This window comes from Streptomyces sp. NPDC043876 (assembly GCF_056435825.1).
This window is the reverse complement of record NZ_JBWKDV010000021.1, coordinates 20,051-46,731: the sequence shown is the minus strand read 5'-3', so window position 1 is coordinate 46,731 and position 26,681 is coordinate 20,051. Positions and strand designations below refer to the sequence as shown.

General features: G+C 68.4%; 28 protein-coding genes and 3 pseudogenes. 13 read left to right on the top strand and 18 right to left on the bottom strand.

Annotated elements, in window-relative coordinates; translation table 11 throughout:
- Positions 1-4: 4 nt before the first annotated feature.
- Both AC0693_RS37155 and AC0693_RS37150 read right to left on the bottom strand, forming a co-directional pair.
- Positions 5-1,102, bottom strand: a complete 1,098-nt coding sequence (locus AC0693_RS37155) for a PASTA domain-containing protein (RefSeq protein WP_478804387.1) — start codon at positions 1,100-1,102, stop codon at positions 5-7.
- 482 nt (positions 1,103-1,584) lie between these two features.
- Entirely contained in the window at positions 1,585-2,181 is a 597-nt protein-coding gene (locus AC0693_RS37150; RefSeq protein WP_478804386.1) for a hypothetical protein, read from the bottom strand.
- Between the two features lie 360 nt (positions 2,182-2,541).
- Here AC0693_RS37150 and AC0693_RS37145 point away from each other — a divergent pair, with 360 nt between their 5' ends.
- Positions 2,542-2,892 carry a hypothetical protein gene (locus AC0693_RS37145; protein WP_478804385.1) on the top strand — a complete coding sequence of 117 codons (351 nt, stop codon included), beginning with the start codon at positions 2,542-2,544 and terminating at the stop codon, positions 2,890-2,892.
- A gap of 66 nt (positions 2,893-2,958) precedes the next feature.
- On the opposite strand, the gene AC0693_RS37140 is transcribed toward AC0693_RS37145, so the two are convergent.
- Together AC0693_RS37140 and AC0693_RS37135 are read right to left on the bottom strand one after the other, a co-directional pair.
- Positions 2,959-3,435 carry a hypothetical protein gene (locus tag AC0693_RS37140; RefSeq protein WP_478804384.1) on the bottom strand — a complete coding sequence of 159 codons (477 nt, stop codon included), beginning with the start codon at positions 3,433-3,435 and terminating at the stop codon, positions 2,959-2,961.
- Between the two features lie 410 nt (positions 3,436-3,845).
- On the bottom strand, positions 3,846-4,556 hold the full coding sequence (locus AC0693_RS37135; protein ID WP_478804383.1) for a replication-relaxation family protein: 711 nt from the start codon (positions 4,554-4,556) through the stop codon (positions 3,846-3,848).
- A gap of 228 nt (positions 4,557-4,784) precedes the next feature.
- Between AC0693_RS37135 and AC0693_RS37130 the strand changes: the two genes are divergently transcribed.
- A complete protein-coding gene (locus AC0693_RS37130; protein ID WP_478804382.1) occupies positions 4,785-4,976 on the top strand; it encodes a hypothetical protein in 192 nt (63 codons plus the stop codon).
- A 313-nt stretch (positions 4,977-5,289) separates the two neighbouring features.
- Here the strand turns inward: AC0693_RS37130 and AC0693_RS37125 are convergent, their stop codons facing one another.
- The 6 genes from AC0693_RS37125 to mobF form a co-directional block, all read right to left on the bottom strand.
- A complete protein-coding gene (locus tag AC0693_RS37125) occupies positions 5,290-5,805 on the bottom strand; it encodes a hypothetical protein (RefSeq protein WP_478804381.1) in 516 nt (171 codons plus the stop codon).
- Between the two features lie 681 nt (positions 5,806-6,486).
- Entirely contained in the window at positions 6,487-7,320 is an 834-nt protein-coding gene (locus tag AC0693_RS37120) for a transposase family protein (protein ID WP_478804380.1), read from the bottom strand.
- Positions 7,321-7,392: 72 nt separating this feature from the next.
- Positions 7,393-7,848, bottom strand: coding sequence for a hypothetical protein (locus AC0693_RS37115; protein WP_478804379.1), 456 nt, complete (start codon positions 7,846-7,848; stop codon positions 7,393-7,395).
- Between the two features lie 87 nt (positions 7,849-7,935).
- A complete protein-coding gene (locus AC0693_RS37110; RefSeq protein ID WP_478804378.1) occupies positions 7,936-8,475 on the bottom strand; it encodes a P-loop nucleotide/nucleoside kinase family protein in 540 nt (179 codons plus the stop codon).
- Positions 8,476-8,782: 307 nt separating this feature from the next.
- Positions 8,783-9,115 (bottom strand): hypothetical protein, encoded by a 333-nt coding sequence (locus AC0693_RS37105; protein WP_478804377.1) that lies wholly within the window; start codon positions 9,113-9,115, stop codon positions 8,783-8,785.
- Positions 9,112-10,851, bottom strand: coding sequence for a MobF family relaxase (gene mobF, locus AC0693_RS37100; protein WP_478804399.1), 1,740 nt, complete (start codon positions 10,849-10,851; stop codon positions 9,112-9,114). The genes AC0693_RS37105 and mobF overlap by 4 nt, the downstream gene beginning before the upstream one ends.
- A 235-nt stretch (positions 10,852-11,086) precedes the next feature.
- Here mobF and AC0693_RS37095 point away from each other — a divergent pair, with 235 nt between their 5' ends.
- Positions 11,087-11,266 (top strand): hypothetical protein, encoded by a 180-nt coding sequence (locus tag AC0693_RS37095; protein WP_478804376.1) that lies wholly within the window; start codon positions 11,087-11,089, stop codon positions 11,264-11,266.
- Between the two features lie 224 nt (positions 11,267-11,490).
- The gene (locus AC0693_RS37090; RefSeq protein WP_478804375.1) at positions 11,491-11,793 is read left to right on the top strand and encodes a hypothetical protein; all 303 of its coding nucleotides are present in this window, start codon (positions 11,491-11,493) and stop codon (positions 11,791-11,793) included.
- A 319-nt stretch (positions 11,794-12,112) separates the two neighbouring features.
- On the opposite strand, the gene AC0693_RS37085 is transcribed toward AC0693_RS37090, so the two are convergent.
- On the bottom strand, positions 12,113-12,472 hold the full coding sequence (locus tag AC0693_RS37085) for a hypothetical protein (RefSeq protein ID WP_478804374.1): 360 nt from the start codon (positions 12,470-12,472) through the stop codon (positions 12,113-12,115).
- A 309-nt stretch (positions 12,473-12,781) separates the two neighbouring features.
- Between AC0693_RS37085 and AC0693_RS37080 the strand changes: the two genes are divergently transcribed.
- From AC0693_RS37080 to AC0693_RS37070, 3 genes and pseudogenes are all read left to right on the top strand, one after another.
- A complete protein-coding gene (locus AC0693_RS37080; protein ID WP_478804373.1) occupies positions 12,782-13,444 on the top strand; it encodes a hypothetical protein in 663 nt (220 codons plus the stop codon).
- An 813-nt stretch (positions 13,445-14,257) separates the two neighbouring features.
- Positions 14,258-15,685, top strand: coding sequence for a group II intron reverse transcriptase/maturase (ltrA, locus tag AC0693_RS37075; protein WP_478804372.1), 1,428 nt, complete (start codon positions 14,258-14,260; stop codon positions 15,683-15,685).
- Between the two features lie 402 nt (positions 15,686-16,087).
- Positions 16,088-16,334: pseudogene (locus AC0693_RS37070) on the top strand (transposase); the annotation flags it as partial.
- A gap of 113 nt (positions 16,335-16,447) precedes the next feature.
- Here AC0693_RS37070 and istB read toward each other — a convergent pair.
- The 3 genes and pseudogenes from istB to AC0693_RS37055 all read right to left on the bottom strand — a co-directional run.
- On the bottom strand, positions 16,448-17,236 hold the full coding sequence (istB, locus tag AC0693_RS37065) for an IS21-like element helper ATPase IstB (RefSeq protein WP_478804371.1): 789 nt from the start codon (positions 17,234-17,236) through the stop codon (positions 16,448-16,450).
- Positions 17,236-18,438 (bottom strand): annotated as a pseudogene (locus AC0693_RS37060) (Mu transposase domain-containing protein); the annotation flags it as partial. The gene istB and the pseudogene AC0693_RS37060, both read right to left, overlap by 1 nt.
- Positions 18,439-18,562: 124 nt before the next feature.
- A pseudogene (locus AC0693_RS37055) lies at positions 18,563-18,751 on the bottom strand (transposase); the annotation flags it as partial.
- 13 nt (positions 18,752-18,764) lie between these two features.
- On the opposite strand from AC0693_RS37055, the gene AC0693_RS37050 reads away from it, so the two are divergent.
- The gene (locus AC0693_RS37050; RefSeq protein ID WP_478804370.1) at positions 18,765-19,208 is read left to right on the top strand and encodes a hypothetical protein; all 444 of its coding nucleotides are present in this window, start codon (positions 18,765-18,767) and stop codon (positions 19,206-19,208) included.
- A 168-nt stretch (positions 19,209-19,376) separates the two neighbouring features.
- Here AC0693_RS37050 and AC0693_RS37045 read toward each other — a convergent pair whose 3' ends face one another.
- A complete protein-coding gene (locus AC0693_RS37045; protein ID WP_478804369.1) occupies positions 19,377-19,553 on the bottom strand; it encodes a hypothetical protein in 177 nt (58 codons plus the stop codon).
- Between the two features lie 99 nt (positions 19,554-19,652).
- On the opposite strand from AC0693_RS37045, the gene AC0693_RS37040 reads away from it, so the two are divergent.
- The 4 genes from AC0693_RS37040 (at position 19,653) to AC0693_RS37025 (ending at position 23,019) form a co-directional block, all read left to right on the top strand.
- Complete coding sequence (locus AC0693_RS37040; RefSeq protein ID WP_469320628.1) at positions 19,653-19,919, top strand: hypothetical protein; 267 nt, start codon at positions 19,653-19,655, stop codon at positions 19,917-19,919.
- A gap of 1,041 nt (positions 19,920-20,960) precedes the next feature.
- Entirely contained in the window at positions 20,961-21,230 is a 270-nt protein-coding gene (locus AC0693_RS37035) for a hypothetical protein (protein ID WP_478804368.1), read from the top strand.
- Complete coding sequence (locus AC0693_RS37030; protein WP_478804367.1) at positions 21,227-22,147, top strand: helix-turn-helix domain-containing protein; 921 nt, start codon at positions 21,227-21,229, stop codon at positions 22,145-22,147. Before AC0693_RS37035 ends, AC0693_RS37030 begins: the two co-directional genes overlap by 4 nt.
- Before the next feature lie 83 nt (positions 22,148-22,230).
- Entirely contained in the window at positions 22,231-23,019 is a 789-nt protein-coding gene (locus tag AC0693_RS37025; protein ID WP_478804366.1) for an SMI1/KNR4 family protein, read from the top strand.
- A 4-nt stretch (positions 23,020-23,023) separates the two neighbouring features.
- Here AC0693_RS37025 and AC0693_RS37020 read toward each other — a convergent pair whose 3' ends face one another.
- The 3 genes from AC0693_RS37020 to AC0693_RS37010 all read right to left on the bottom strand — a co-directional run bounded on the left by AC0693_RS37020 (position 23,024) and on the right by AC0693_RS37010 (position 26,164).
- Complete coding sequence (locus AC0693_RS37020) at positions 23,024-24,649, bottom strand: ISL3 family transposase (protein ID WP_478804365.1); 1,626 nt, start codon at positions 24,647-24,649, stop codon at positions 23,024-23,026.
- Positions 24,650-24,841: 192 nt separating this feature from the next.
- Entirely contained in the window at positions 24,842-25,408 is a 567-nt protein-coding gene (locus AC0693_RS37015; RefSeq protein ID WP_478804364.1) for a YcxB family protein, read from the bottom strand.
- Between the two features lie 183 nt (positions 25,409-25,591).
- Positions 25,592-26,164 (bottom strand): dihydrofolate reductase family protein, encoded by a 573-nt coding sequence (locus AC0693_RS37010; protein WP_478804363.1) that lies wholly within the window; start codon positions 26,162-26,164, stop codon positions 25,592-25,594.
- A gap of 97 nt (positions 26,165-26,261) precedes the next feature.
- Here AC0693_RS37010 and AC0693_RS37005 point away from each other — a divergent pair, with 97 nt between their 5' ends.
- Positions 26,262-26,444 carry a hypothetical protein gene (locus tag AC0693_RS37005; protein ID WP_478804362.1) on the top strand — a complete coding sequence of 61 codons (183 nt, stop codon included), beginning with the start codon at positions 26,262-26,264 and terminating at the stop codon, positions 26,442-26,444.
- Positions 26,445-26,681: the final 237 nt, after the last annotated feature.

Below are 26,681 nucleotides of genomic sequence, written 5' to 3'. Positions count from 1 at the left end.
CAGGCTACTGGCGCCAGCGGTTCTGACCTGGTCCCTTGCAGGTGTACGTCTTCCCGTTCGCCGAGCCGACCGCTCCGGCCGGCGAGCAGAACGCCCCCGGATGCACGGTCTTCGCACCGCCCCCCGTCGACCCGCCCTGGCTCGACGAGTCGTCATCGCCTCCCGAGGGCTCGGAACGCTTGTAGTCGGGATCGTTCGCCGGAATCTGGTAGGTGGTGCCCTTCGCAGCGGGGCACGTCTTCACCAGGGATGCGTCGCTCCACCGGCCCAGGTCCAGACGGACCGTCGTGGTCGAGGTGACCTTGCCGTCCTTGCCTGGGTCCTGGAAGCAGACGTGCCACTCCTCGCCGTCCTTCGTGGCCTGCTCAGCGGTGGGCGTGTCAGTGTCCAGGTAGACGTCCTCGAGCTTCACCCGCTCGAGCGGCACACCTGCCGCCTTGAGGTCCGCCACCGCCTTGTTGTAGGTGGCGCCCACCACGTTCGGCATCACGGGCCAGGGCAGGGCGCCGCCGTCCTCCTTCGGACACGGCTCGCCCTCCTTCACCACGGAGAAGTCGACGCCCTTCTTTCCTTCGGCCAGGTTGGAGATCTTCTGGAAGCACACGGTCCAGTTCTCTGCCAGGACGACCTCACGGGACTCGTTCGAAGCATCACGGTTGCCGACCGTATACCCGGCCGCCTCGGCGCCCTTGCGTGCCTCGCTCAGCGCCTTGCCCGCGTAGTCCCCCAGCTGTGGCGCAGCCGCAGGTGCGGGAGTCGCCGGTGCTTTCGACGTGGCAGCCGCCGTTGGTGCCGCCGCCGGCTTCGCATCGTCCTTCTTCTTCACCGGGTGCGCGATGCCGGCCACGATCAGGCAAAGCAGCAGGGTGCCGACCGTTGCGGCGATCCGCTGCCACACCTTCCACGGATGCCGCAGCCCGCCCGTGCTGATCCAGATCAGAGCGATGGAGGCGAACATGAGGAGGATGCCGAGTCCCTCGACGATCGCCATGGTGACGGCCGCCGCGCCAATGAACGCGAGACGGGCTTTCGAGGTCTGCCACCAGCGGCGTATCGGGGCAGGTGGAGGCGCGTAAGGGCAGGGCGGCTGGCCGTAGGCCACTGCAGACTCCTCAGTAACAGAAAGTATCGATGTAACAGCCGGATCGTAGCGAGAAAGACGAACCGCTTTCGCGCCGACCGACATACGAACCCTCCGCCCAGGACGGGCGTGGACCCGCCGGGACGTCGAGACCGGCGAGCAAGCGCCGTGATTCAACTCTGACGCCCCTTGCAAACAGACAGGTCAGGACTCAACGGTGCTCGGTCACCCGGGTCTGTCCGGCCGCGTCTGCCTGCTCTCCGCTTCGGGGATGATCCGATGCGCCGCTGCTGAATTTCTGCGGCGAACGGCGAACAGCGAGGCCGATTGAGCCCGCCGGGGCTGCGGCCTCCCTTGTGAGCAGAGAGTCCAGGCGCGGCATGGCCGCTGAGCCGGAATCCGCACAGCTGGCATTCGGCGAACATCGCCGCGGCCGCCCCGGTGCGGGGAGGCCGGCCGCGGCGCCGTGCAGGTGGCTCGGCCGGGCGGTTCAGTTGTGGTGGTTAAGGGCAGGCCTCGCCGAACTTGACCACGCCTACGGAGATCTTTTCGGTGACGGGGACGGCCTTGTTCTTCGGGTCCTGCTCGCAGATCTTCCAGTTGGTCAGGAGCAGTACCGTGCGGCCCTGGCCGCTGGCGTCGTGGAACGAGGTGGCCTTGTAACCGTCAGCGAAGCCTGCCGTTTTGAGGGCTTCCACGAGCAGGTCACCGGACTTACCGGTCATGTCAGGGACTTGCCCCGTCTGCGGCGCTGTTTCCTGCGTCGGCGAGGGCGACGGCTCGGGGGCCTTGACCGCGACGGGCGGAGGTGCGGTGACCGTGACGGTTGCGGTAACAGTGACGGTGGGAGCGGGCTTGGCCTCGGCCGACTTGGCCTCGGAGGGTGACACAGCAGCAGCGACCACCGCGGCTATCAGGAAGAAGGCAACCATGCCTCCGCACCCGAGGACGGTCTTCTGCTTGGCGTTGAGCTGCCCATCGACCTTGCCGGGGCCGGCCTCCGGCCGCGGAGCAAAGGGAGGGTGGGCTCCCGGTGCTGTGGGGGCGGGAGCAGCGTCGAGCTGCTGCGGGTAGCCGGGCGCAGGGGTGGGCACAGTCATGGATTGCTCCAGTGGCAAGCGAGAGGTGGCCCCAACTTGGTGCGGTGAAGTGGGGTTCTCACACTGACGCCGGGAGCTGGCGGCGCTCAACATACACGTTGAAAGCCGAACAACACCAGAGCCCACGATCAAGGCCCTGCAGCAGCGTAAAGGGCCGCTGACCTGCGTTCGCGTGCCTTCGCCTCCCCGGACGACTGCCTCTGCCGACCCGTAGGACGATGCCGGACCCATCCTGCCCGCCCGGCGCGTCGGCGCCTGCCACGCCGGGTCTTCGGGGAGAGACTGCTTGGCGTCCGGGACGAGCAGATGCAGCGCCCCGGCGCATCCGCAAGGCGATTGTGCCGACCGGTACTTGTGGCCATGCAGCTGATCGACGCCCTGGCCATGGAGTGGGAGCCGGAGGCCTTCCACGACTCCTTCCGCGAGAAGGTCGAGGCCCTGGTGAAGGCGAAGGCGGCCGGAGAGGCGGTCGCAAAGGCCGAACCGGCGGCGAAGCCGACCGGTGCTCTCGACCTCATGGAGGCCCTGCGCGCCAGTGTCGAGCTGGCCCGGAGTCCCAAGGACACCGGCGAGAAGGCCGCCTCCCCGGCGCCCGGTCGGCAGGCGGAAAGAAGGGCGCCGGCCGCGAAGAAGCGGGCGCGCTCCGGGCCGGCAGCCAAGGGCCAGGGCCGGGGGCTGGCGGCGCTGACGAAGGCCGAGCTGGGCCCGTGAGAGGAGCATGGGCAAGCCCCCGCACGGAAGGGCTTGCCCAGGGTCGCCTACGGCTTACCCAGGCGCTCAGGGTTGCTCGGCCTCGACTCCCCACAGAGGATGCGCAAGCCCGGAGCCGTAACAGTGGAAGCACGGTCCGTCGCCGGAGGTGCTGTGCGCGTCGACGGTGTCGACGGCATCTCGCAGGAGCCGGGTGAGGCCGTCGACGTGGCCGGTGTGGAGGGCGAGCTGGTGGCGCTTGCCGAACATGACCTCCAGCGCGGTCCCGGGCGCGGCAGCGCCCAGTTCGTAGGTGATGCCGCGGGTGACTGCGGTGATCAGTTTGTGGAGGTGGTCCATCGTCTCCCCGCCGGACAGCTCCACTCGCGCTGTGAAGCCGATGTCGCCGGGCCGGGTGAGGGAGAGGAAGGCATCGGGGCGGTCGAGGGGTACGAGGTGGCCGACGGGATCGACGTGAGTCCCGTGGAGGGAGGCGAGGGCGTGCCACATGTCCCCCGGGAGGCTCGGTACGAGCCCGGCGTTGTTCTGCTGGTGTCGTCTCATGACTCCGGTCTACGGCCACCGAGGATGCGGCGGCCGGCTCCGGGCCGCCGCGTCCCAAGCCATGACGCCACGACTTCGGAAGCCGTCCCGCCACGTGATCCGGACGCTGGGCAAGCCCTCAGAGTCGAGGGCTTGCCCAGCCGAAGCCGTGACCGGTCGGCAGGCCGGCTGTGACCGGCCCGTCTCCGCGATCGGTCAACCAGCACGTCAGCGCTGTGACCGGTCCTTGCAGCTCCCGGCCGAGACGGGTGACCAGTCATCGGTCCCCTGTCATCGGTCAGCCGGGCCCACGCCAGGAAGACCCGAAGGCCGTGACCGATGCCGCCTGCCCGCAGCGCCTCCGGCCGGGGTGGGCAAGCCCGTCCTCGGGAAGGCTTGCCCAGGCTCCCCTTGGGCTTGCCCGGCACCAGTCAGCGGCCGACCGCTTCGGGGTAGCGGGCGCGGCGCTCGTGCGGGTCGTCGACGCCGATCTCGTACCAGGGCTCGCCGCGCTTCAGTCGGGGCAGGGTGTTCGCCCACACCGCGATGGTGATGCCCTTCACAGCGGCCGTGAGCGCCTGGAGCCGGTTGTCGAGGAGATGCTCCGCCTTGCCCGCCAGGACGACGTGCAACCGCGGGAAGGTTGTGGAGCGGGTGTAGCGATGGCGCTGCCAGAACGGGTACGTCCCGCCGATGGTGCCACGGGCTCCCTCCCAGACGCGGTGCCCGGCATAGCGCTCGTAGTCCCAGACCTCCTTCGCGAGGCGGGCCCGGCTCATCGACCCGTTGTCGAGCTCGAAGAGGCGGACCTCGCTGGTCTTGGTCGGCACGGCGAGGACGGCGTCGGTGTTGAAGGACAGGCCAGTCTCCTTGATGGCGTGGTTGACCTCCACCTGCCAGTCGGTCAGGTACTCCCGGCGCCCACCGAGGACGGTGTCGGTGTAGGCGAGGATCGTGTCGGTCACCGCGACGGCGTGCGGGCCGAACCCGGCGCGTACGGCCTTTGCTCCAGTGCCGGCCTTCAGTCGGGGAGGCAGCTCGTTGCCGTCGGCCAGAGCCTTCTGCCCTTTGAGGTTCCAGATCTGGTGCTTGCCGTCCTTGCCATTCGCCTCCGCCAGCCCGAGCTCCGTCAGTTCCACCATGGCCCTGCGCACTACGACCGGCCGTCCGACCCCTCCCCTGTGATCACCCGGGCCATCTGCCGGACCGTGGCTATCCGTACACACCCCAGCATCCGCAACACATCGGCCCGTACCTTCCCGGCCGTGGGAGTGGACTTCTTCCCCTTCGCTGGTGTCTCAGGGTTAGGCAGAGAGGTGTCGGCGTGCCGGACAGGCCCCTGGCGGGTGGTGTGACCTGCGGTGATGGGGATGACGTTGGAGTCGTTCACGGCACTGTTCGCGGCACTGGCTTCCGGACCGGCTGCGGGGCTCTCAGCACTCCTTGGCCAGGTCGGGCGCGGCTCCGGATCGGACTGCCGGGCGCTGCTGGCGTACGTCATGATCAGGCTCCTCAAGAGGGTGGTGCGGGACTCCGGACGGAATCCCGCCTTCACCTGCTAGAGGTGTCGCCGAAGTCGACGGTGTGACGCCCGATATCGAAACGTGATCACTCCGTGGGAGCGACGCAGCGCTCGGTGACCGGCCCGGTGCAGGCTCCCGTCGCCTCGATGGAAGTACCCACACACCCACCAGCCCGCCGACAAGCAACAGTGAGGAAAGCGGTGCACTCACCGATGCAGGATCCGGCGAACCGGACTTTCCCATCGCGCCTGTGCATCCCTCCTGCGGCTCCTACCGGCTGCCGCGATGGTCGTAGACCGGATCTTCAAGTCGCGCAGCAAAAGCAGCCGAGCCTCGCCAGAGCCAGAACCCGTCAAGCTGGGCTGTTCGCCTTGGGAAGCGCCAGTTCAGCGGCTTGCCGCGCTCCGAGGACTGCTTCGAGCAACGGGCCAGCCATCTCCGTCGCCTCATTCTCAGCTGCTCGAAGGCGGTCGACCGTGAATTTGTCCCCGGTGGTCTGCGCCAAAAGCTTGAGGTACTCGTCCGAGTCGGCTTCGAGGGCTTCGAGCTGCCGTTGCTGCGCCCAGAGCACGTCGAGACGTAGCACCTTCGCCGCGTACTGCTCCAGCGCCTTCACGCGAGTCTCAACAGCGTGGCGGCTGGCCTCGATGGCTACTTCCCTAGTGACGAGCGCAGCATCGACACCGCCACCAGCGCTGCTGGCCTTGTTTGCCCTGTGCTTCATTGCAAGCCGGTCGATCGCAGCGAGATCATGCGCGATGTTCCACAGCGTCGCCGGTAGTTCCACCTGATTTCGCGTGGTGTCGATGAGCTGACGCTTGTGCGCCTGCGAGGTGAGGATGGTGTCTGCGGCTGTTGAGGCGCGCACCAGAAGACTCCGTTGTCGCTGATCCAGGTCACAGGGGCAGACGTATCGGTTGCGGTAATGGATAGCCGTCCGCCGGTGTCGGGTGTCGTCACGCCGAAGCATGATCTGCCCCATGCAGACCAGAAGGGCGACAGCTGCAGCGGTACCCCCCAAAGCCACGCCCCACCAAGAGGCAGGGGGGCTAGCCAACTGAAGGGCGGATGCCCCAAAGAAGATGGCGAGGCAGCCGCTCCCTACAGGGCCGAGGGAAAGGTTCTGCTGCTGCTTCGGGTTGCGTACGCGCTCCGTCGCTCTTCGATGGCGCCGTACCTCGTCCGCTGTTGGGCTTGGTGCTCGGCTGCCATCCGCCGACGGCAGCAAGGCGTCGTCGACCTTTAGAAGCACCTTCTGATCGTTCTCAGGTATCTCTGGGTCGACGACAGCGCGGTTCTCCGGCTTTGGCATTCTTTCCCCCCAGGTCTGTGCCTAGCGTGATCATCGCACCGGGGACGGCGGTGGTGCGCACCCGCCCATCGGGGTGGCCTCCACCGCTGAGCACCGCACCGCACCGCACCGCACCGCACCGCACCGCACCGCACCGAGCCTCCACCAACTTGAAGTCGCAGTTCAAAGGGCTGGTGTGATCGGTCCTCCGGGTACTCGTGCTGGTCGTGGGCGTGAGTCCACGGAGAAGATCATTTGTCAGCGGTTGACTTCGAGGTTCGTCAGGACGAGCAACGCGCGCAGGAGTTGGGTGGCGTGTGCGGGATCGGCACGGAGTTTGGTGAGGATTCGCCAGTTCTTGAGGTGAGCGAAGCCATGTTCGACCGGTGCGCGTCCGACGGCGAGGACTCGGTTGGCTTCCTTCTGGCCTTGGGTGAGCTTGTGGGTGCGGGTGGCGGCGTAGCCGGTGACGATCACTGGGTCGTGGATGTTGTTGTCCAGGCCGCGGAAGCCGAGGTCCGCGAGGGCGCCGAGGCCGGCGGCGCGCAGGTGGGCCAGGATGTGGTCGTGGCGGGCGGCGGTGTTGTCGTGGGTGCGGCCGGGCCGGGCGGCGGATATCCAGATCAGGCGCCCGTTCTCGTCGGTCAGGGCGAGGAAGTGCAGGCCATGGCTGCGGTGCTTGCCGGAGTAGTTCCGCCGGTCGGCCTTGCCGGTGCGCCGCCGGGTGCGGATGAGGGTGCCGTCGATCAAGACGAGCTCCCCGCGCTGCTTGGCAACTTTCTTCAGGGCGCGGTCGAGGCGCGGCGCCTGGGCGGCGAGTAGTCCGATGAGCTCGTCGCGCCAGCGGCGGACGGTGGACTCGGACACGTCGTTGCCGCCGGCCATGTCGGCCAACCGCTGGTCATGCCGCAGTACGGCCAGGACGATCACCGCGATCTTCCCCGGCGGCAGGATCCGCCATCGGGACCGGATCGCCTTCAGATGGCGCCTGAGTAGATCGGCGAGATGGTTGACGGTGCGCGAGGACAGCGCCAGACGGCACTGGTAGACAAGCGAGCAGGTGTCCTCGGGGAGCGCTTTGGTATTCGTCACACAATCCCAACGGGCACCGGGGGCAGCCCGGTTACGCCCGTTCGAAGCAACTCCAAGCGGCGGTGTTCCTAGTCACAGACGGGTGGTGAATCGGCCGTCGGGCAGTTTCCGCAGCCAGCCGCGATCGACAAGTCTGACCAGCTTGCTCCGCAGCGGTTCCAGCTTGGCCTTCACGCTGACGTCCACCCCCACCACCTCACCGACCTCGCGGGCCATGACCGGTCCGGCGGCCTGCCGCACCGCGGTGATGATGCGCTGGTAGTCCCGCGGAAGCGAGTCCTCCTCGACACCCGGTTCGCGGTGCGGAATCAGCATCACCGCTCGTCCGGCCACCTGCCCGGGCATGGGCGCGGCCGAGGCCCGTTCCTCAGCAAGCTGCCCAGACATCCGTTCAAGGACACGTTCGGCGACGGCGAGTTCGTCCCGCTCGGCCCGCACTTCCGCCAGCTGTATGGCCAGCTGCTCTTCGAGTTCGTCCAGTTCCGCGCGCCGTGCAGTGATCCGTTCCAGCAGCTCGGGATCCAGCATGTACAGATCATAGAAGGCCGTTGACGGGGCTTCCCGGAAATTGGGTGTGATCGAGCCTCCGTGACGACTACGGCTGCAGTCCGACGGTCACGTCCAGCCCGCTGCCCTGAGCACAGATACCGCGACGTCAGTGACGGAGTCTGTGCCGACATCGACAGTGAAGTCGTCGACTGCGGACCGGCTGAGGATTCCGTCCAGTTCACCGGACCGGTTCAGGTGCCATTGCAGTGCTTCGGGCTCGCTGTCGTGGCGCTGGGCCAGTCGCTGGTGGATGATCGCCAGCTCAGCCTGGAGCCGGCAGACCGCGAGTTCAACACCCACGGCATCGGCCAGTAGCTTCCTCTGGTCCTGGTCCTCAACTACACCGGCGAGGACGAGGCGCTTCGCTCCGGCGTCGAGATAGTGACCGGTGACGCTCTGCAGATTCCTCAGCAGCATGCCGAAGTTGAAACGGTCACCGGGAAGCGCAGGCCACGACTTGCGCAGCCAGTCGAGATCCACGACGGCATGAGGGACCCCGGCGTCGGCGAGAAGGTCGCCCACGGCCTCGGCAACGGTTGTCTTCCCCACGCCCACGGTGCCATTGAGGAGGAGGGCGTGAGCGTCCCAAGGGCTGTTTGCGTCCATCTCGGCATCGTACGTCGAACAGCTCGGGCTTCAGAGTTACGCCTGTGACTGGTCGGCAAGCACACGTCAGCCGCTGATTCAAGCACCGGAAATTCGAAACCCAACCACTGACAGACGATCTACTACGCGGACAGCTACCCACGACCAGTACAAGTACCCCGAGGATCGATCACACCAGCCCTTTGACCTGTGACTTCAAGTTGGCGGAGGCTCACTGAGTGCGGCGCCGACTGGGTGGAGGCCACTCGATGGGTTCCACTCAGTGTCGGCATCGGGCGGCCCGCTCGGTGGGCGATGCCTGACGTCGTCACCACAGCCAGGCGTTCGAGTGCCGCATCCGGGACAGGGCGCGGGCGTCGCGGCGGGCCGCGGCGCTGCCGATGCGGTTCTGCCGGGGCCGGGGCCGGGGCCGGCGCGCCTGGGAGCCGTAGAACCGTCGGACACCGGCCGCCTTGAGCCGCTTACGCTGCTTGGCCAGCTCCTCCTTTTTCGCCTTGATGGTCTTCGGCTTCCGGGGCCGCTTCCAGATCGGCTGCCAGTCCGTCGGTGGCACGTACGCCTCGGCGCGCTTCTGGGTGGCCTCCTTCAGCCGGGCGGCGACGGCTTCGATCCTCGGGTCCGCGGGCGGCGTGGTGGTCATGTGACTCCTCCGGTGGGTGGTGTCCGTCCCTGTGCGGGCTGGACAGGCTGCTGGGCGCTCGGCGGCGGGGCCGCCGCGGACTTGGGAGAAGGGCGGCGGGCGGCGGCTCGCTCCCGGACGCCGGCCTGGAGCAGGGCGGCCATCTCGGCGGCGGCGGCCTCCAGCGTCCGGCTGGTCAGCTCCACCGCGGCGACGTCCGTCGTCGGCTCCAGGTCTCGGCCGGCCCTCCGCCCCGGGCGGGGGCCCAGGGTGGTCGGCACGGTGAGGGTGTGCGGCCGGGGCCGGGAGTTCAGGCGGTCCGCGCGGCGTAGGGCGTGGACTCGGGCGGTTAGCGCCCCGGCGGCGAGACGGGCCCGCTCGTACGGGGCGGCGGACCGCTTGCGGGTCAGCGCGCGGAGCACGGCCTGGTCCTCGGTGTCGTGCGGGTACAAGGCACGCAGGTCGGCGGTCAGCATCCGCTGGCCGGCCGGGCGGGTGTAGCCGTCGATGGCCGCCTGCACTATCTCCTCGTCCAGACCGGGCCGATGAGGTCGGCCCCGCAGGACGTAGGAGAGGTGGCGGCGGGCTTCGGCGAGGAGGTGGTGGTGCTTGAAGGCGCCGCGCATCACGTACACCACGGCGGCGATGTTGACGGCCGCCAGGGCGACGTCGACGGCTGGGCGCACCCGTGCCCATATCGCCGCGGCCGCTGCTCGGGCGCGCTCCGCGAGCCGGTCGACGACGTCGGCTCCGTAGGCCCGGGTCGCCGATTTCCGCCAGGCGGCGCGTAGCTGGGAGAGCGAGCGCAGTTCCTTGCGCTTGGGGCGGCGAGTCTGGTCGGCGGCCTGGCAGGCGAGCGCGTAGGCGGCCCGCTCCCCCGGTGCGTGCCCGTGCCGTGCCTCGTACTCGGCGACCAGGACGGGGAGCGCGTCCTCGATCTGCTGGCGGCGGGTCGACTGCCAGCCGATGAGCCGTCGGTCGATCCCGGCGATCTCCATGACCGGGCGGCGGCCGGGCGTCACCTCGCGCGGCTCCCACGCCCACCCGAGCCGGGCGGAGACCTCCTCCATGAAGTAGACGGTGTAGAGGGCATCGGCCGCAACGATATGGGTCATCAGGGCATCGGCCGTCTGGTTGCCCCACGTGCCGTCCGGCCGCCGGGCGCGGATGGACACCACGGCGTGATCGTGGAGCAGGGGACGCGAATCGACTGCGCGGGATTCGTAGTGCCGGAAGACCGCGATGATCAGACCGTCGCGGACCTGGGCGCGGTTCTTGCCGCCGCTCTTCCACCGGATCTCCGCTACCGCGTCCTCGAGCCAGACCAGCGTCTTGTCCCGGGCGATGTCCTGGCACATCTCCAGCACCAGCCTGGTCGCGTCGTCCATGAGCGCCCACGCGATGTGCACGGTCGGCGGGGGCCGGAACACCAGACCCATCGCCAGCCAGGGCGTGCGCTGTCTGGCTTGCTCCGTCTTCGGCGACTGGTTGTGCTCGATGGGCCTGCCCAGCACGGTCGCCCGCCGCGCCTTCGCCGGGGTGTCGCCCGCCTCCAGGCGCTCGCGCTCGATCCGGTCGGCGTCCGGGTGCCGGCCCTCGCCCAGGAGGAGTTCGGCCTGCCGCTCGGTCACCACGTCCCCGGCCGCCAGGCCGACCGCGGCCAGGCCCCGGCCCTTCCACACACCGGGCGGGACACCGGCCTCCTCCTGGGCGGCGCGCAGCGGCTTGCCCGCAGGGCGCCGGCCGTCGCCGACCATCACACCACGGAACAGGTACCGCCACCCGTCCCCCGGACGGAAGTCCTCTCTACTGATCACCGAGTCATGAAAACCCGCCCATGACCTGCGAAGAAGCGCGATCTTGGTTCATCCCGCCCGCCGGGAAGCCATCAGCAAGATGTTGGCGGAGCGTCCCGTCAGGCGGGTCGCCCAGGCATCCCGAGACGGTAAGCCACGGGTGTGTGCACTCTCCCGCGCATGAACACCACCAGGTATGGCGAGCCCTGCCCCCCTCTGCCACGAACCGCCGCTCTTGGACCCGCTCCAGGTGCGCTCCGCGCAGTCCGACTTCCCCGTCACCGAGCGCGTCACCGGGCGCCGATGCTCCAGCTGCCAGGCGGCCCGGCCCGAACGGCGGCTGGCGGTGATGCGGGAGTACTACGGCGACAGTTGATGGCACCGTGCGAATGCTGCGCCCCGACCACATGCACACCACCGCCCCGCGAACCCAACCCAACCAACTCCAGCGACATCGAGCACAACCCGTGCGCAACACGCCTGCGAATTGACCACCGCTGAGCCAGACGCACAGCGCCCACCGACGCCCTTCACCACGAACAGCCACGCTCGCCCCCGGCCACCGCGGCCGGGGGTTTCGTGCTTCCCGGAGGAGACCGCGTGCCCACCTATGAGGCCCTGCCCCGCTTCACCGCCGACCTGGACCGCCTCACCCCCGATCAGCGCCGCCGCTTCCGCCAGACCGTGGCGGCCTTCGTCGACGACCTGCGCACCGGCCGCTTCCATGCCGGCCTCCGCGTCAGGCGCGTTCAGCGCGCCCCCGGCATCTACGAACTCACCTGGTCCACGGGCGCCGGCCCCGCAGGACGAGCAACCTGGGAGTACGGACCTCAGCTGCGCCCCGGCAACCCGCACGTGATCTGGCGCCGTATCGGCACCCACTCGATCCTCACCGGGCCCTGACTGCCGGGCGCGGACGACGAGCCGGACCGTCGAAGGCGATCATGGGGTGCCAGCATCACGCGGACTAGCCGGACTCGTTGGACGGAACATGAAGCACTCCACTTCCCTGGACCCGCTGGCCGGGAACGCGGTGATCGCTGTCCCGTCTCAAATGGTCTGGTCTGCGGGTAGGGCCCTGACCTGCGGCGACCAGATCAGTTGAGACGCCGGATCACCGGAACTCTCAGGTGATCTGGTTGCGGAAGCGCGGATGCCGGGCTTTGTCTCAGTTGATCTGGCCCGTCCCTGCTGTTTCGACGTGCCGCAGGCATTGGGCTCGTCAGGGCCGGAGTTGCTGCGCCTGCGGGTCAAAGCAGTTGAGCCCCATCGACGAAGCGACCTCCGCCGCGTAGGCAGATGCCTCCACGGCCATGCTCCAGCGCATAGGGAAGTAGATCAGCGGGCCGTGGGCCTCCCCGATCAGCGGGCCGGTTGACCACGGCGAGGTGTCGTCCTCGTCCTCGGTGAGATCTGGCCACCGTTCCAAGAGAGCGGAGACGAAGGTCGCTATTCGCTCCACCGGAGGAACCGCAGGATCCTCCGTGTCGATGTACTGGTCGTACAGATCGGTGAAGCACCGGGCCGCAGCGGCGTCATCCGTCGGCCGCTCGCCCTCCCACACAGCAAGGTCATAACTCATGGGCGCAGCCTGCCATCCCACACCGACAGCAGAACCGACGGACCAAATCATCTGAGACGACGAGTGAATCGGACCAGATCATCCGAGACAAGGACCAGATCTGCTGAGACGGGACAATCGCGGTGTGTGCGTTCCGAAGTTTGACCGGCTGCCCCGACTCGGTATCGCCACCCAACGGCCATCGGAGGAGCAAGACTCACGACAACCAATGCAGGGACTCCCATGCGAGAGCCCCTGCGAGGCGCTGTCAGAAGACCAGCCATCGAGAACCTGCCCCGGCCTGTCCCCCGTGCGGGGATCATCAGAGGCATGCCCATGCTCCTCGCACAGAGCAACATCGCCATGTCGAACGATTATGCGGCCATCGTCTCTGCAACCATGGCCGCTCTCTTGCTTCTCCTGATCGCCGAGTTCCAAGCCGGGGTTCGCGCCAACGCCACAGTGGCGCGCTCCTTGGCGGAAGAGTATGCCGATGCCATTAAGGAGAGCTTCCTCGAGTTCTGCTCTGGCGCACCGCTTGTCCCTGACGAAAAGAGGCGCGTCGAGCGCGAGATCGCGCGCTACCAGCAGTTGCGCCGCACTGCTCAGCGCCACGTCGTTTGGCAGTACCTGTTTCTGGGCGCCGGGGCGGCCTTGGTCTATGGCCTGGCTAGGGTTATCGCCTGGGCGCCACACACTGAGGCCGACCTGACAAAGGGATCGGATGTCGCCATAACGGCGCTAATCGTGATTGCCGCGAGCTTCCTCCTGCTTGTAGCTGGCTTCGTTGCTCGCTTCGTGAGTGCCTACCAGTTCGCGAAACTGCAAGCAGGTATCAGGCTCGCCAACGAGTGCGGGATCCCAGACGTTGCCAACACGCGGAGGCTCTACCAGCTCTGGGAAGAGGCCCGGAACGACAGGCCGCCTCTGACGGGCATTCTGTCGCTGCTGACGGCCCATGTGGACATCAGCCGCATTCTGCGTCGTTTCTGATACCCCAGGCAACGTTCCGGGATGCCGCCTGGCTCGTGGCAGTATCCGAACCACCGCAGGTGGGACATCCGGGATGCAAGGGCCGACAACGAGCCGACCTCTGCATCGCGCGGACCGAGCAGCGATCGACGGCGGAGCCGGTCAAACTTCGGTGAGATTGGTCAACCTTTGGTGAGACAGGAGTGCGCCACGAGGCGCTACGCAATCGAGTGGAGGTGAAAGACCTTCTCCGCCGGGCCGTCGCAGCGGTCTGGTGAAGCTGGGGGCAGCCTGATCCGGGGAACGCCGGGGAGGGTGGCAAGCGGCCCCGACAACGGCGGGACGTGCCGGGACTACCGGACGGTGCGGGCCCGTCTAGCGAGGTCAGAAGGTGTAGCGAGAGCGAACCAGTGGTTGAAGCTCCGTAAGCAGTGAGCCGGCTCAAATCTGGTGGATACGGGCCGGTATGCAGCGCGTGACCTGCTTGTTCTCGGACGGGTGGGTCAACTCCGAAGCCGGTTTCCTGTTCCGGTGGGGAGGCCACGTTGAAGGCCTGCGGCGTAGGCGTGGCGATGCTGCCGGAGTAGAGCTGGGCGCCTCCCTGACCGATCGATTGTGTGGTGAACGTGGGAACCATCCGCGGTCGCCCGAGCTGCCGGACAGCCGGTCCGGCGGTGGGCAGGTCCGTTGCCGACTGATGGCCGTGGGTGGGGCGGAGGCCCCGTAGTAGTCACGGGAGTAACGACCCGTCGTGGAGACCGGGAAAGCCGGTCGCAGGGCCAAGGGGGCCAGCAAGTCAGTGGCCGAAGTACTGGAATGTCGGGAGGGTCGCCGGTGAATACCGACGAGCTGGAGCGCGCCTTGTATGAGGCGGAGCGTCAGGTACTGAAGATCCAGACCAAGCTGCACCGTTGGGCTCGTGATGATCCTCATCGCAGGTTCGACGACCTGTTCAACCTCGTTGCCGATCCCGGCTTCCTGCTGGTGGCCTGGGATCGGGTGCGGGGGAACAAGGGTGCTCGCACGGCCGGGGTGGACGGACGCACGGCGTCGTCCATCGCGCTGTGGGTCGGTGTCGAGGAGTTCCTCGACGTGCTGCGGTCGAAGATCAAGGACCGTAGCTTCCAGCCCATGCCGGTGCGGGAGCGGATGATCCCCAAGGCGGGCGGCAAGCTGCGCCGTCTGGGGATCGCGACGATCACCGACCGGGTGGTGCAGGCATCCTTGAAGCTGGTGCTGGAGCCGATTTTCGAGGCGGATTTCCTCCCGTGTTCCTACGGGTTCCGCCCGAACCGCCGGGCTCATGACGCGGTGGCAGAGGTGCGTCTGCTCACGTCCAAGAAGTACGAGTGGATCGTGGAAGGCGACATCAAGGCCTGCTTCGACGAGATCTCGCACACCGCTCTCATGGAGCGGGTGCGGGCACGCGTCGGGGACAAACGTGTCCTGTCCCTGGTGAAGGCGTTCCTCAAGGCGGGCATCCTCAGCGAGGACGGTCTGCTGCGGGGCAACGACACCGGAACCCCGCAGGGTTCGATCCTCTCGCCGTTGCTCAGCAACGTCGCTCTCTCGGTCCTGGACGAGCACATCGCCCAGGCGTCGGGAGGTGCCGGAACTGATCTCAACGAGCGCCGGAGGCGTCGACGCCGAGGTCTGCCCAACTACCGGCTGGTCCGGTACGCGGACGACTGGTGCCTGATGGTTCACGGCACCAAGGCAGACGCCGAAACGCTACGCGAAGAGATCGCGGAAGTCCTCTCCACGATGGGCTTGCGCCTGTCGCCGGAGAAGACTCTGATCACCCACATCGAGCAGGGCCTGGACTTCCTCGGCTGGCACATCCAGCGCCACCGGAAACCAGGCACCAACCGGTACTACGTCTATACCTACCCGGCCAAGAAGGCTCTGCGGGCCGTCATGGCCAAGGTCAAGAAGCTGTGCCGGGAGGTCGGCACGAATCAGCCGCTCGACGCCTTGCTACTCCGGCTCAACCCGGCAGTACGGGGCTGGTGCGCCTATTTCCGGCCCGGGGTGTCCTTCGCGACCTTCTCCTACCTGCGTCACTACATGTGGCACACGGTATGGCGATGGGTTCAGCGCAAGCACCCCATGACGGCCTGGAAGACGATCCGCCGCCAGTACGGCGCCGGATCGTGGTGGCACAGCGAGAACAGGGAGCTGTTCAACCCCATCTCGGTAGGCACCACGCGCTACCGCTACCGGGGCGCAGCCATCCCCACTCCCTGGCCCACCGAAGGATGAGAACAACCACCACGAGACCCTCGGGGCTTGTGGAGAGCCGGGTGCGGTGACAAGTCGCATGCCCGGTTCGGGAAGCGGCTCCGGGGAAACGGACCGGTCGAAAGACCGGCACCGCGCCCCGGGCCGACTTCACCAACCCTCATCCACCCACCCATCGCACCGGCCCCGGCCCGGCCCATGGATAAGAACTCACGAAACTGAGAAAAAATCGCCCCAAATACAATAAAAGCCCATGAAAGCGACACCACACCCAAAACAGTCACTGCCCAGCATCCACACACCGAGGCTCTCTGTCTCTCAAACCACTGCCCCGAACCCGAGAGACCGCAGGCCGGCCCACACACCGGGTCGGCTCAGCCTCTCGGCAGGCGGGCCCTCCCCAGCCGGGTGATGCCGGGCCGCAGGCCCGCCTCAGAAGCCTCCTTCGCCCACCTGTGCGCCGCCGCACCCGTGCCACCCTCATCCGGACGCGCAGACCTCTACCGACTCAACCGTGGTGGAGACCGCCAGGCCAACCGCGCGCTGAACACCATCGTGCTGGTCCGCATGCGGCACGATTCGCGGACCCGCGACTATGTCGCACGACGCACCCCTCGAAGGACTCAAGACGAAGGACATCTTCAGGTGCCTCAAGCGCTTCGTCGCGTGAGAGTGTCAATGGCCTTTGAGTGCTCCCCGCTGGCGGCCAGATAATCAACGCGCTGGCGGCCGATAAGCCCTCCCCAACGGCGGCCAGATATCTCCCCGCTGTTGGTGGGTGGGTTAGCGCAAGGGGATCACCCCCTGGCCAGAGGTGGCTTGGTTGAGGCGGAAAGAATCACCCTGGGTGACCACGACGTGGGCGTGGTGCAGGAGCCGGTCGACGGTTGCGGTGGCGAGGGTCTTGGTCATGATCTCGTCGAAGCCGGACGGGTGGAGGTTGCTCGAGACGGCCAGTGCCCGTCGTTCGTAGGCGGCGTCGACCAGGCGGTAGAACCCTTCGGCGGCATCCGGGCTGACGGGCAGCAGGCCGATGTCATCGACGATGATCTGGTCGGTGCGGATGAGTCGGGCCATGGCCCTGGCCAGGGAATCGTCCGCGCGGTGGCGCCGGACCAGGGCTCCGAGATCTTCGATGGTGAACCAGGCGACCGTCATGCCGGCCTCGATCGCGGCCTGGCCGAGGGCCTCGGTGAAGTGCGACTTCCCGGTCCCCGAGGGCCCGCAGATGCAGAGGTTCTCCTTGCGAGTCACCCACTCGAGCATCTTCAGCGAGTCCTGAGTCGGCCGCGGGATCGAGGACGCCGTCTCGTCCCAGTCGCCGAAGGTCTTCCCCGCCGGGAACCCGGCCCGCTTGCGCCGGGTCCGTAGGTTGGCGGCATCCCGACCTGCGGCTTCCTCGGCCAGCAGGACGCGGACGACCTCGGCGGGGTCCCAGCGTTGGGCCTTGGCGGTGGGTATCAGATCGGTCAACGCCCGCCGCATGTGAGGGAGTTTCAGTCGCTTGGTGAGCTCGATGGCCTCGGCCAGCGGGTTGCCGTGGGTGCCGGTGACGCGGATCGGGGTGGCCATCAGTTCTCGTCCTTCTCATCGGCGAGGCCGAATTTGGACCAGGCGGAAGTGCCCGGCTGCAGGCTGTGCTCTTCGGAGGCCCGGGTCGGTTCGATGCTTTCCAGACCGGCTTGGTAGGTCAGGATGCGAATCAGGTCGTTCTCGGCGAACCGCCCGGCGATCGCCGCCGACCCGAGTGCCCGGTCGACGTCGGCGGCCGAGTGGAGTTTGGCCAGCGCGACGGCCTCGGCCATCTTCGGCTTGACCCGTCGGGCGCCCGCAGCGCCGGCTTCGACCAGCCAGGATGTCGCCCCTGGCCCGAGCGCGAGGAAGGCTGCTTCCTCGGCGGAGTTCGCCCGCGGCCTGCGGTCGTTCTCCTTGTTCTCGCGCGGTGGGTAGTGCTCGTCGGCGATCACCGGGTTGCCCGGAGTGGACCGCGGATGGCGGGCGACCTCGGCCGGGCCGGCCTCGGCGACGGAGGTGACGATGAGTTCGTCGCCGTGGAAACGAGCCCAGACCCGGGTGTCGATCAGCTCGTGCGGGACCGAGTAGCGCACGCCCTCGACGGAGATGGTGGCGTCCCAGCAGACCCGTCGGGTGGTGCCGAACGCGACGGTGAACGGCTCCTTCGGCAGCCGGTGCAGCCGGGCTCGTTCCTCGAGGAGCATCTCGGCGGGCTTGCGGCGCGTCTCGCGGTGGACGCGGTCGTTGACGTCGTCGCAGAACTGTCGGCAGGCCGCCTCGAGCTGCCCGAAGGTCGCGTACTGATCGAGGAGATTGGCGTCGGTGGGCACCAGGTCGGCCTTCGCGATCCGGACGGTGGCCTCCGATCCGCCCTTCGACTCGGGGTCGGCCGGCAGACAGGTACGGATCGTCATCCCGTAGTGCCGTCCGACCTCGACGATGTCGGGGTTGCGGACCGCGATGTTCGCGATGTGGGTGGCGGTGACGGTCTTCTCGTTGTCGGTCAGCGCGTAGGTCGGAACCCCGCCGATCCGCCGCAGCGTCGCGTCCAGGCAGGCCACGATCGTGGGCAGCGTCTTGTCGAAAACCGGGATCACGACCCGGAACCGCGACCATGACAGCCACACGCACCACAGGGAAGTACGACGTCCGCCGATCTTGGGGCCTTCGCCCCAGTCCCACTGCATCCACAATCCTGGCTCGGCGATCCATGGCCGGTAGACTCGCCGCTGGCCTGCCCGAAGTGCGGCCTTGACGTCGTCCGCCTTGAACTCTGGCGGGTAGTTCTTCATGACCACGAGATGTCCGTTCTCAGATCCTCAGGATCCAGTGTCTCGTGTGTTCAGGATCCGGGGTCAAGGCCCCTTCTCGGTCAGGTAAGGGCTACCCCATGGCCAGCCGTGACAGGCGTCGCCAGCAGATGAGTGCACATCCCAGCGTGAGGAAGGCTTCGTGGATGTCGTCGCGGATCTCTCAGCGGATCCGCAACCGACGGAACCAGTGCAGGTGGGCGAAGGCACGCTCGACAACCCAGCGTTGAGTGCCGAGGCCGGACCCACAGACCCGCTTTCTCGTTGGGCAGGACATGACGACCAGCACGGAGCAGCTCGCCGGGGAAACGGCCGCCCTGGACCTGATGCTCGGCTACCTCGCCGCGGATCCAGCCGCTCTCGCGGACGCCCTTAGGGCCGGGACCCGGTGCGCTGCCACCGCCGACTGGATGCGCCGGCACGCATCGGCGCTGCTGCACGACGCCGTCCTCGCCGATCCCGGCTTCTCCCCGTACGGCCCTGCCGTGATGGGACCGGCAGGGCTCGCGTGGCTGGAGAGCATCCCCATGGACGAGACCGTCGCGGAGACGGTCCTGGCCCTCGCCGCCGACGGCCCAGCACCACGGCGGGCGTTGGACGACGCGCAGATGATCACGGTGTTCGCCCTGTCGGCCCTCGCCCGCTACGTGGCCGCGTACGGGGAGAAGGCGACCAAAGAGCGCCTGGACCGCCTCCGGGTGTCGGTCAACCAGCCCTGAGCCCGCGGTCCTCCCTAAGGGCTGGCCGGCGCACCGCCGCGGCTGCAAGCCGTCGCTGCGGCCGCGGCCATGTGCCTCACCACGGTTGGTTACATGCGCCAGCAGGCCTGGGGGCCGTCGGGGGCGCGCGGGGTCCCGCGTGGCTGCGCAACCGGCTTGGGCCGGTTGCTACGCCGAGAAATCGCTGGGGGTGTAGCGGTTGCCGGTAACGACGGCTGCCACGACGGCGCGGTCGATCAGGGCGTTTGGCGGACGGTGCTTGGCCAGCCAGGTCAGCTCGTCCACACGGAGGGTGCCGACCTTCCTCTTCTTGGTGAGGTCCAGTACGAGTAGCGCGAACCACAACCGCGTATGCCCAGTACGAGCAGCCGGACGGTCTGTAATGTGGATCCGGATCCGGCACTAAGCGCTGTCCGGACAAGGAACATTGGCTGGAGGAGAATCATGATCGAGGCAGTCGCAGGGGTGATTGCCCTTGCTGCCACGGGGGCCTTGGGAATCGCAACCGACCGCTCCTCGAACAAACGCAAGAAGGCGTTCCGCGAACGATACGGCTCCTTCGAAGGATTCCGGGCCCAGGTCGACAAGGAGAAGATCCAGCAAGTCCGCGACGAACGTGGAACCGTCGCTACGATCAAGGTGGTACGGCAGAGCTATCCCTACGTTTCGCTCGCGTTCGCGAAGCGGTACGTGGAGGAACTGCCGTCGTAGTGCCCTACGGGTGGGAATACCGAGCGTCTTCACCTGCCGGGCCGTGCAAGAACGCTGCAAACCCCCTGGTCCTACGCCTATTGGCAGCTCTCAATCAAGACCCGCCGGACAGGCCCTAGCCGTCCCAGCCCGGTCGCCCGTCCATCGGCCCGGCCCGGCCGGGACCGGGGCCGGGCCGGCGGCCAGCCCGCCACGGTGCCCGCCGAGGGGCCGGCCGCCCACCGTGGTGGGCGCCCGCCACCGTGCGGCCGGCACCACCGGCACCGGCTGTGCCCGCGCACCATGCGGCGGACTCAGCACCCCGGCGTCCCCCAACCCGCGGACCCCCCTCCAGCAGACACCCCGTCCCCGCCAACTCGGGAAACCGGCCGGGGGCTCGCGGCGGAGGGGGCTGGCGGCTGGCGGCTGGCGGCTGGCGGCTGGCGGCTGTGGAGCAGGCACTACGTCCGCGACCCCGCACCAGAGCGGCCACCCGGGCCACACCCTCATCGCCGCCTCCCACCAGCACGGTACGAGCCCGGCAGCACCTGGAACAGGGCGCACCCCAGCCGACTGTGCGCCCCCTTGCCCGCACCCCGCCACGCCCTGGAATCCAGCCTAGACGGGGGGCCGCGTGAGCACCCTCGCCAGCCCCCGCTCCGCCGAGCAGCGCGATGGCCTGGCCCGCGGCGGCCGGAGGCCGGGGCAGGCCAGCAACCCGTCGGTGACCCCGGCCTTCCGCCGGGGCGCGGCTGGCCAGCCCCGGGGCGGGGCGCAGCGGGGGCGGCGCACACACCAGGTCCCGGTCGGCCGGCGCAACCACCGCAGCTCGCACGGGATACCGGCCTGTCGGGGCTCCGCAGGCGGCAGGGAGACCTCCCCGCGGCTGGGACAGCCCTCTCTCGTTTCTGGTATCTGACCTGGACAAATGCTGCGAGGTCGAAACCCACGTCGGCCAGTGCGGCCGCGAACGGCAGCTCGCGCCGAGGGCTTCGCTCTGCCACGATCAGAGCTCCCGCCGGGCCCGCTGGCCCACCCCAACTCCCGTACGGAGGCGCCATCATGTCCACTCCCCCGCCCGCCCCCGAGCCCGCCGCGCCGCCGCCGGCCGCCGCCCCGAACTCGCCGGCCGCCCGCGGACGTCTGGGCACGGCCGAGGCCGCCATCGTCATCACCGCCATCACCGCGGTGACCGTCCTCGCCATCCTCGAGCGCCCCGTCCCCGCCCTCCTGACCACCCTCACTGCCGGCACCCTCCTGGTGCTGCTCCCCGGTCGCGCCAGCGGCCGCCTCCTCGCCGTCCTCCACACGCTCACCAGTCCCCGCTCGTGAACCGCACACCCAACCGCACCACCCGCTCCCGTCCCGGCGCGGAACCGGCCGAACTCGCCACCCTCCGCGGCTGGCTGCGCGCGGCGAAGGGGAACCTGACCTTCTACACCCTCGCCCGGCGCGCCCGGGGCGACGGCCGGCCCGAGTACAAGGTCTCCGAGTGCACTCTGCGCCAGGCCCTCGACGGCCGGCTCCCCACCCTGCCCGCCACCCTGGCCTTCGCCCGCGGCGCCGGCGCCGACCAGAGGAAGGCCGAGCGCCTCTGGAGGAGAGCCGATCGCGCCGTCAACCCGCCGCCGCGCCGGCCCGCCCCCTACATCCCCGGCGCCTTCACCACCCCGGCCGGACTCGTCCGCGCCATGAACCGCGTGCGCGCCACCGCTCCCCACACCAGCCTGCGGGCCCTCGCCGACCGAGCCGGGCCCGCTCTCTCCCGCAGCACCCTCCACCGCCTCCTGTCCGGCGACCCGATGCCCACCGCCGACCAGCTCGCCGCGTTCGCCGCCGCCTGCGACGCCGGCGAGGCGGCCACCGCCGCGCTCCTGGCCGGCCACCGCCGGATACTCGACGGCCCGCCCCGGCCGTTCGCCTACGGCTGCGCGCAGGCCGAGTGGGCCGCCGACCGCCGAGACCGCGACGAAGCCGCGCGGCCCTGGCTCGCCGAGCCCGAACGCGACTGGTACGAGCAACAGCTCCACGACGAGCGGGAAGCCGACTACCAGCGCCAGATCGACGAAGCCGAGGCTCTCCTCGACGAGAGGGAGGCCGGCGAAGGCCAGCCCCAGGGCGCCGGCGCCCTCAGCCCGGCCAGCCGCGATCTGCGCGCCGAACTCGCGGCGCTCGCACGGGCCCAGCCCATCTACGACACGTGGACCGGCCAGCTCCCGGAGCGCCTGAGCCCTGATGCCGATCCCTAATTTTGGCTGTGGCGCATATTTCGTGATGGTGACGTTGGAGCCGGTGGATGTTGGTGTCCTCATGGCCGCGTAGGGTCGGTCGGATGGATGACAGGTTCGACGTGGCCCAGGCACTGGCCGGGGGTTGCCCAGACCGAGCGGGGGCCTGGGAGTTCGTCAGAGAGTTCGCAGCGTCCTGGGCCACCCCTTTGACCTCGTCTGATGGGTTCTCCACCGGAGAGGTGCAGCAGGCGGAGGAGCGGCTAGAGCTGCCGCTTCCGGTCGCTCTGCGGGAGGCGTACGGGTTGTTCGGCCGACGCGGTGACCTCGTTGCGTGGCAGGATCCCCTCCTTGAGCCGGATGAGCTGCTTCTCGATCCTTCTGGTCAGCTTCTGGTCTTCCGGAGCGAAAACCAGGGTGGTGCGGGCTGGGGGGTGCGCCTGACCGACCTGTCGAGGGAAGACCCGCCCGTAGCTCTGTTCTCCGATCATCTGCCGGAGCTCACGACGTGCTCGCTTCTGGACCGTGTCTCGCTGGCCTGCGTGGAGATGGTTCTGAGCGAAGCCGTTATGGCCAGGTCGGGCGGGCCACAAGGACGTGCGTGTCGAGCATCGAGCGAGGTGGTTGCCTCCGTGGAGGCGGAATTCGCGCCGGTTCCGCTGCCGCCGCACCCGGCATGGTTCGAGCCGATGGGACCGCCCGTGCGGTGGTTCTCCTCGCCTGGCCTGCTGCTCCGGCTCGAACCTGGACTCGTGGGCATGGACCTGGTCGTGATCGGAAGGACAGACACTGATCTTCAACGCGCTCTCGACGTGATCCCAGGTGAGTGGCCTGCCGCCTCGCTTGCGCTGACGGCCCCTACCGACGGTTACGACGTCGAGCTGCCCTTCTGAGACTTCATGGCGGCTGAGCAAGGACGAGGGTTCTCAGGAGACCGAACGAAGCTCGTCCGTACGATCGGCGCTTGATCAGCTTGATTCGCGTGACCTGGCCCTCGACCGCCCCTGAACTCCATTTCAGTGTCAGGCCGTTCACGACGGCTGCCCAGTCGTTTTGGAGAAAGGCCGCGAAGCCCTGGACCGGCTGTGGTCCTTGCTCAAGTGCGCGGGCCATCCAGTGAGTGAGGTCCTGTCCTCGGCGTTCGCGGGCGATGGCGCTGAACTCGTGGGCGAGGTCGCGGGCGGTGGCAAGGTCCGGGCAGACTTCCAGGATTCGGGTGAGCTGTTCGCGCTGGGTGTCGGTCAGGGTGTCGGGGTGACGCATGATCCAGGTTGTGATGCGGCGGGGGCTGGGTATCGGCTGGCGTGGTTCGGGGGCGGCGGTGCCGGCGCGGAGGGTCGCGATGTACTTGGTGACCACGACGCGGCTGCCCCGGTAGCCGCGTTCACGGATCTCACGGAAGAGGCCCGCGGCGTTGGTCGCGCCTTCACGGAAGCGTTGCTGCAGGTAGGGCTTGAAGCGGTTGATGTGGCCGTTGGGGCGGCGTTCACGTGCGGAAGCGAGGATCTGGTCGAGGTCGGTGGTCAGGTAATGGCGGATGGTCTTGCGGTCCCGGCCCAGATGGCGGGCGATGGCGCTGATCGTCCAGCCGCGTTCGCGCAGGTGGTGGATGTCGGTGTGCCACTGACGGACGCGGGCCAGGAGCTGGTTGTCCGGCGGGTCGGCGGGTTCCGGTGGCTCGATCAGCGCCGCCAAGGCCGCGGAGGATGGTGGTGCCTGGCGTGGGTCGAGATCGTCGACTTCGGCGTCTTTGCGTAGGCAGGCGCGGTGCTGGTGGGCGGTTCTTTCGACGGCGCGGGCCAGCGAGTGAAGCAGATGCCAGCGGTCTGCGACCTGGATCGCGTCAGGTGCGGCGCGGGTGGCGGCCTGGCTGAACGTGCTGCATCGATCCCGGCATATGACCTTGATGCCAGGGTGTGCGGTGAGCCAGGCGGCCACCGTGTCCGCGGTGCGGTCGGGCAGGAGATCGATGGGTCGTCGGGTCTCGACATCGATGAGCACGGTGCCGTAGGTGGCGCCTCTGCGGAACGCGAACTCGTCGATTCCCAGGACCGTGACCTGGCCCGACGGTGGGTCCGGGAGCCGCCGGACCTCCCGCACGATCACGTCTCGGCTCGCCCGCACCGGCAAGTAGCCGGCGAGCCGGGCGCCGGCCCGGCCACCCACGGCCAGCCCGATCGCCTGCACTATCCGGGCGGCCGCCAGGGTGCGGCGCCGGTAAGGCGTGGTCAAGCACGGCACCTGCTCCGCCATGGTCCGACGGGAGCACAGGTCGTTGTCGCAGAAGAACCGGCGGATCTTCAGGCGCAGCAGCATCCGTCGCCCGCCCAGCGGACGATCGGCCAGCCGCCGCATGAACGTGCTGTGCACGCGCGCCGCCAACATGCCGCACGACGGGCACATGACCGTCTGCTGCCGGGCATGCAAGTCGATCCACACCACATCCCCGACGACTTCCAACCCATCGACAGCCAACCCCTCGATATCAGGCCACACCAGATCCCAGAAGCGTTCGTCCCCCACCTACACGATGCTGGACAACGGACATCACGGGTCGTGGCGGATGTTTAGGACTGCCCATCACGAAATATTCGCCACAGCCGTTTTCGGCGAGCGCCATCACCTTCCGGCACCGGCTCCGCGCCGGAGTCTCTCTCCGCGCCCCGGGTCGTCTCTGGGGATCTTGCTCGCCTGGCACGATCCCAACGAGACGGCCTAGACCCGCGTCAGGTGGCGGTCCAGGATCGCCCGCAGCCGGTCCGCGTCCGCGGGGTCAGCGAGACCGCGCTTGGGCAGCACCATCACCTGGATCGCCCGCCGGTCACCGGAGAACACGGCGAAGTGTGCCGGGGTCTCGGCGTAGTGGCCAAGGGCGGTCCACTGGTGATGTGTCGAGGACCGGGAGCCGGTGACGGCCACCCCGTGCTCGTCGACGACGATCCTGCAGTCCCCCGCCGCCTCCAGCGCCCCCCGGAAGGCCCGGGCCATCAGCCGGTGGCCAAAAAGCAGGTAGGCCCAGACGAACAGGACCCCGGCGAGCATTCCCGTCGTCACCGGCGTCGTCCCGCCGTCCTGCACGATCAGCACCGTGACCAGGACCGGGCCCAGCACGCTCAGAAGCAGGTACGGCCGGCGCTGACGGCGCCCGGCAGGGGTCCTGTTGCGGGCGCGCAGCGCCGCGGCCATGTCCGCCGCCGTCGGCGTGCAGTGCAGCTCGACCGCCTGCCCCGCCGACGCCGCCTCGTGTATCCGGAAAAGCGGATCCCCGCCCGTGGTGTTCATGAACGGGAATCTTAAACCGTTTCCTTCCGATCACCTCACTGACCAGGTGTACCTTCCTGGTCAGGGCCCCTATGCCTCACTGTGGTGTGGTGTCACAGCCCGTGAGTCCTGCGGTGTTTCCGCTGCTGATGTGAGGACCTTTCGAGCGGTGCCGTGGTCGACCGGGCGGGTACCGGAGCCGTGTCAGCGGACCACGTCGAACACGTTCTTCTGCAGACCGTTCGCGTACGCCTCGTGCTCGACCAGCTTCAGCTTCTGGGTGTCCTTGTCCGTGGCACTGAACAGGCGCTTGCCCGCGCCGAGCAGGAGCGGGAAGACGAGCAGGTGGTAACGGTCGATCAGGCCAGCGTCCGAGAGGCTCCGGTTCAGGACGGCGCTGCCGTGGACGATGATCGGGCCGCCCTCAGTCTCCTTCAGGGCAGCAACCTCGTCGAGTGAGCGCAGGATCGTCGTCTCGCCCCAGTTCGTCACCAGGCCGTCCTCGGTGAGGGTGGTGGAGACGACGTACTTCGGCATCACCTTGTAGTCGGCGAAGTCCACCATGTCCGGCCACACCGGGCTGAACGCCTCGTAGCTGGTCCGGCCCATCAGCATCGCTGCGGCCTCCTTCTGCTCGCGGCCCTTGATCTCGAACGCCTCAGGGAGGAACTCGATGTCCTTGAAGGTCCAGCCGGAGTTCCGGTAGCCGGGCTCGCCGCCCGGCGCCTCCACGACGCCGTCGAGCGAGATGAAGGCAGTGCTGATCAGGGTACGCATCTACGGTTCCTCAGTGTCTCGTGTCCGGTTGGCGGGTCGGATCGGTGGACGCTTCAGCCCCACCTTCGGCTGCGGCACACCGACCAACCTATGACTGATGATCATGAACGAACTCATCGGTCCGTGCCCGGTCTTTCCCGCGATTCTCAACGGCCGAATCGACGTGAAACTCCTGGACGAGCCGGCAGCCGCCGACCACGACGGCAAGCCGACGGTCAGCACCAAATTCAGAGGGGCGCTGGGCTTGCCCACGAGTTCGGGTCCTGGCTCAACTTTTTGAGGGCCGCGGCGACCGGCGTGGTGGTGCAGCGGCGGCACCGGGGCGCCGCCGGGACCCGGACGCCGGCGCCGGCGGTACGAAGAGCGGCGTCCGGGCGTTCGCGTACAGCGGCACGGCAGCCTTGAGGGAAGCGACACCCACACGCACGCCACCCTGGCTACCTGCGAAACGACACCGACCTGCACTGGAAGAACGTCACTCTCCGCCCAGTCAGCCCAGCTCAACGCCCCGCAACCC

Excerpts from the sequence above, each read along its gene's own strand:
- mobF (WP_478804399.1), bottom strand. The coding sequence starts at position 10,851 with ATGGTCGGCGACGGCCGGCGCCCTGCGGGCAAGCCGCTGCGCGCCGCC.
- AC0693_RS37040 (WP_469320628.1), top strand. The coding sequence starts at position 19,653 with ATGATCGAGGCAGTCGCAGGGGTGATTGCCCTTGCTGCCACGGGGGCC.
- AC0693_RS37130 (WP_478804382.1), top strand. The coding sequence starts at position 4,785 with ATGACGTTGGAGTCGTTCACGGCACTGTTCGCGGCACTGGCTTCCGGA.
- AC0693_RS37105 (WP_478804377.1), bottom strand. The coding sequence starts at position 9,115 with ATGACCACCACGCCGCCCGCGGACCCGAGGATCGAAGCCGTCGCCGCC.
- AC0693_RS37150 (WP_478804386.1), bottom strand. The coding sequence starts at position 2,181 with ATGACTGTGCCCACCCCTGCGCCCGGCTACCCGCAGCAGCTCGACGCT.
- AC0693_RS37145 (WP_478804385.1), top strand. The coding sequence starts at position 2,542 with ATGCAGCTGATCGACGCCCTGGCCATGGAGTGGGAGCCGGAGGCCTTC.
- AC0693_RS37015 (WP_478804364.1), bottom strand. The coding sequence starts at position 25,408 with ATGAACACCACGGGCGGGGATCCGCTTTTCCGGATACACGAGGCGGCG.
- AC0693_RS37140 (WP_478804384.1), bottom strand. The coding sequence starts at position 3,435 with ATGAGACGACACCAGCAGAACAACGCCGGGCTCGTACCGAGCCTCCCG.
- AC0693_RS37110 (WP_478804378.1), bottom strand. The coding sequence starts at position 8,475 with ATGGACGCAAACAGCCCTTGGGACGCTCACGCCCTCCTCCTCAATGGC.
- AC0693_RS37005 (WP_478804362.1), top strand. The coding sequence starts at position 26,262 with ATGATCATGAACGAACTCATCGGTCCGTGCCCGGTCTTTCCCGCGATT.
- AC0693_RS37095 (WP_478804376.1), top strand. The coding sequence starts at position 11,087 with ATGGCGAGCCCTGCCCCCCTCTGCCACGAACCGCCGCTCTTGGACCCG.
- AC0693_RS37035 (WP_478804368.1), top strand. The coding sequence starts at position 20,961 with ATGTCCACTCCCCCGCCCGCCCCCGAGCCCGCCGCGCCGCCGCCGGCC.
- AC0693_RS37115 (WP_478804379.1), bottom strand. The coding sequence starts at position 7,848 with ATGCTGGATCCCGAGCTGCTGGAACGGATCACTGCACGGCGCGCGGAA.
- AC0693_RS37010 (WP_478804363.1), bottom strand. The coding sequence starts at position 26,164 with ATGCGTACCCTGATCAGCACTGCCTTCATCTCGCTCGACGGCGTCGTG.
- AC0693_RS37025 (WP_478804366.1), top strand. The coding sequence starts at position 22,231 with ATGGATGACAGGTTCGACGTGGCCCAGGCACTGGCCGGGGGTTGCCCA.
- AC0693_RS37085 (WP_478804374.1), bottom strand. The coding sequence starts at position 12,472 with ATGAGTTATGACCTTGCTGTGTGGGAGGGCGAGCGGCCGACGGATGAC.
- AC0693_RS37080 (WP_478804373.1), top strand. The coding sequence starts at position 12,782 with ATGCCCATGCTCCTCGCACAGAGCAACATCGCCATGTCGAACGATTAT.
- AC0693_RS37135 (WP_478804383.1), bottom strand. The coding sequence starts at position 4,556 with ATGGTGGAACTGACGGAGCTCGGGCTGGCGGAGGCGAATGGCAAGGAC.
- istB (WP_478804371.1), bottom strand. The coding sequence starts at position 17,236 with ATGGCCACCCCGATCCGCGTCACCGGCACCCACGGCAACCCGCTGGCC.
- AC0693_RS37050 (WP_478804370.1), top strand. The coding sequence starts at position 18,765 with ATGACGACCAGCACGGAGCAGCTCGCCGGGGAAACGGCCGCCCTGGAC.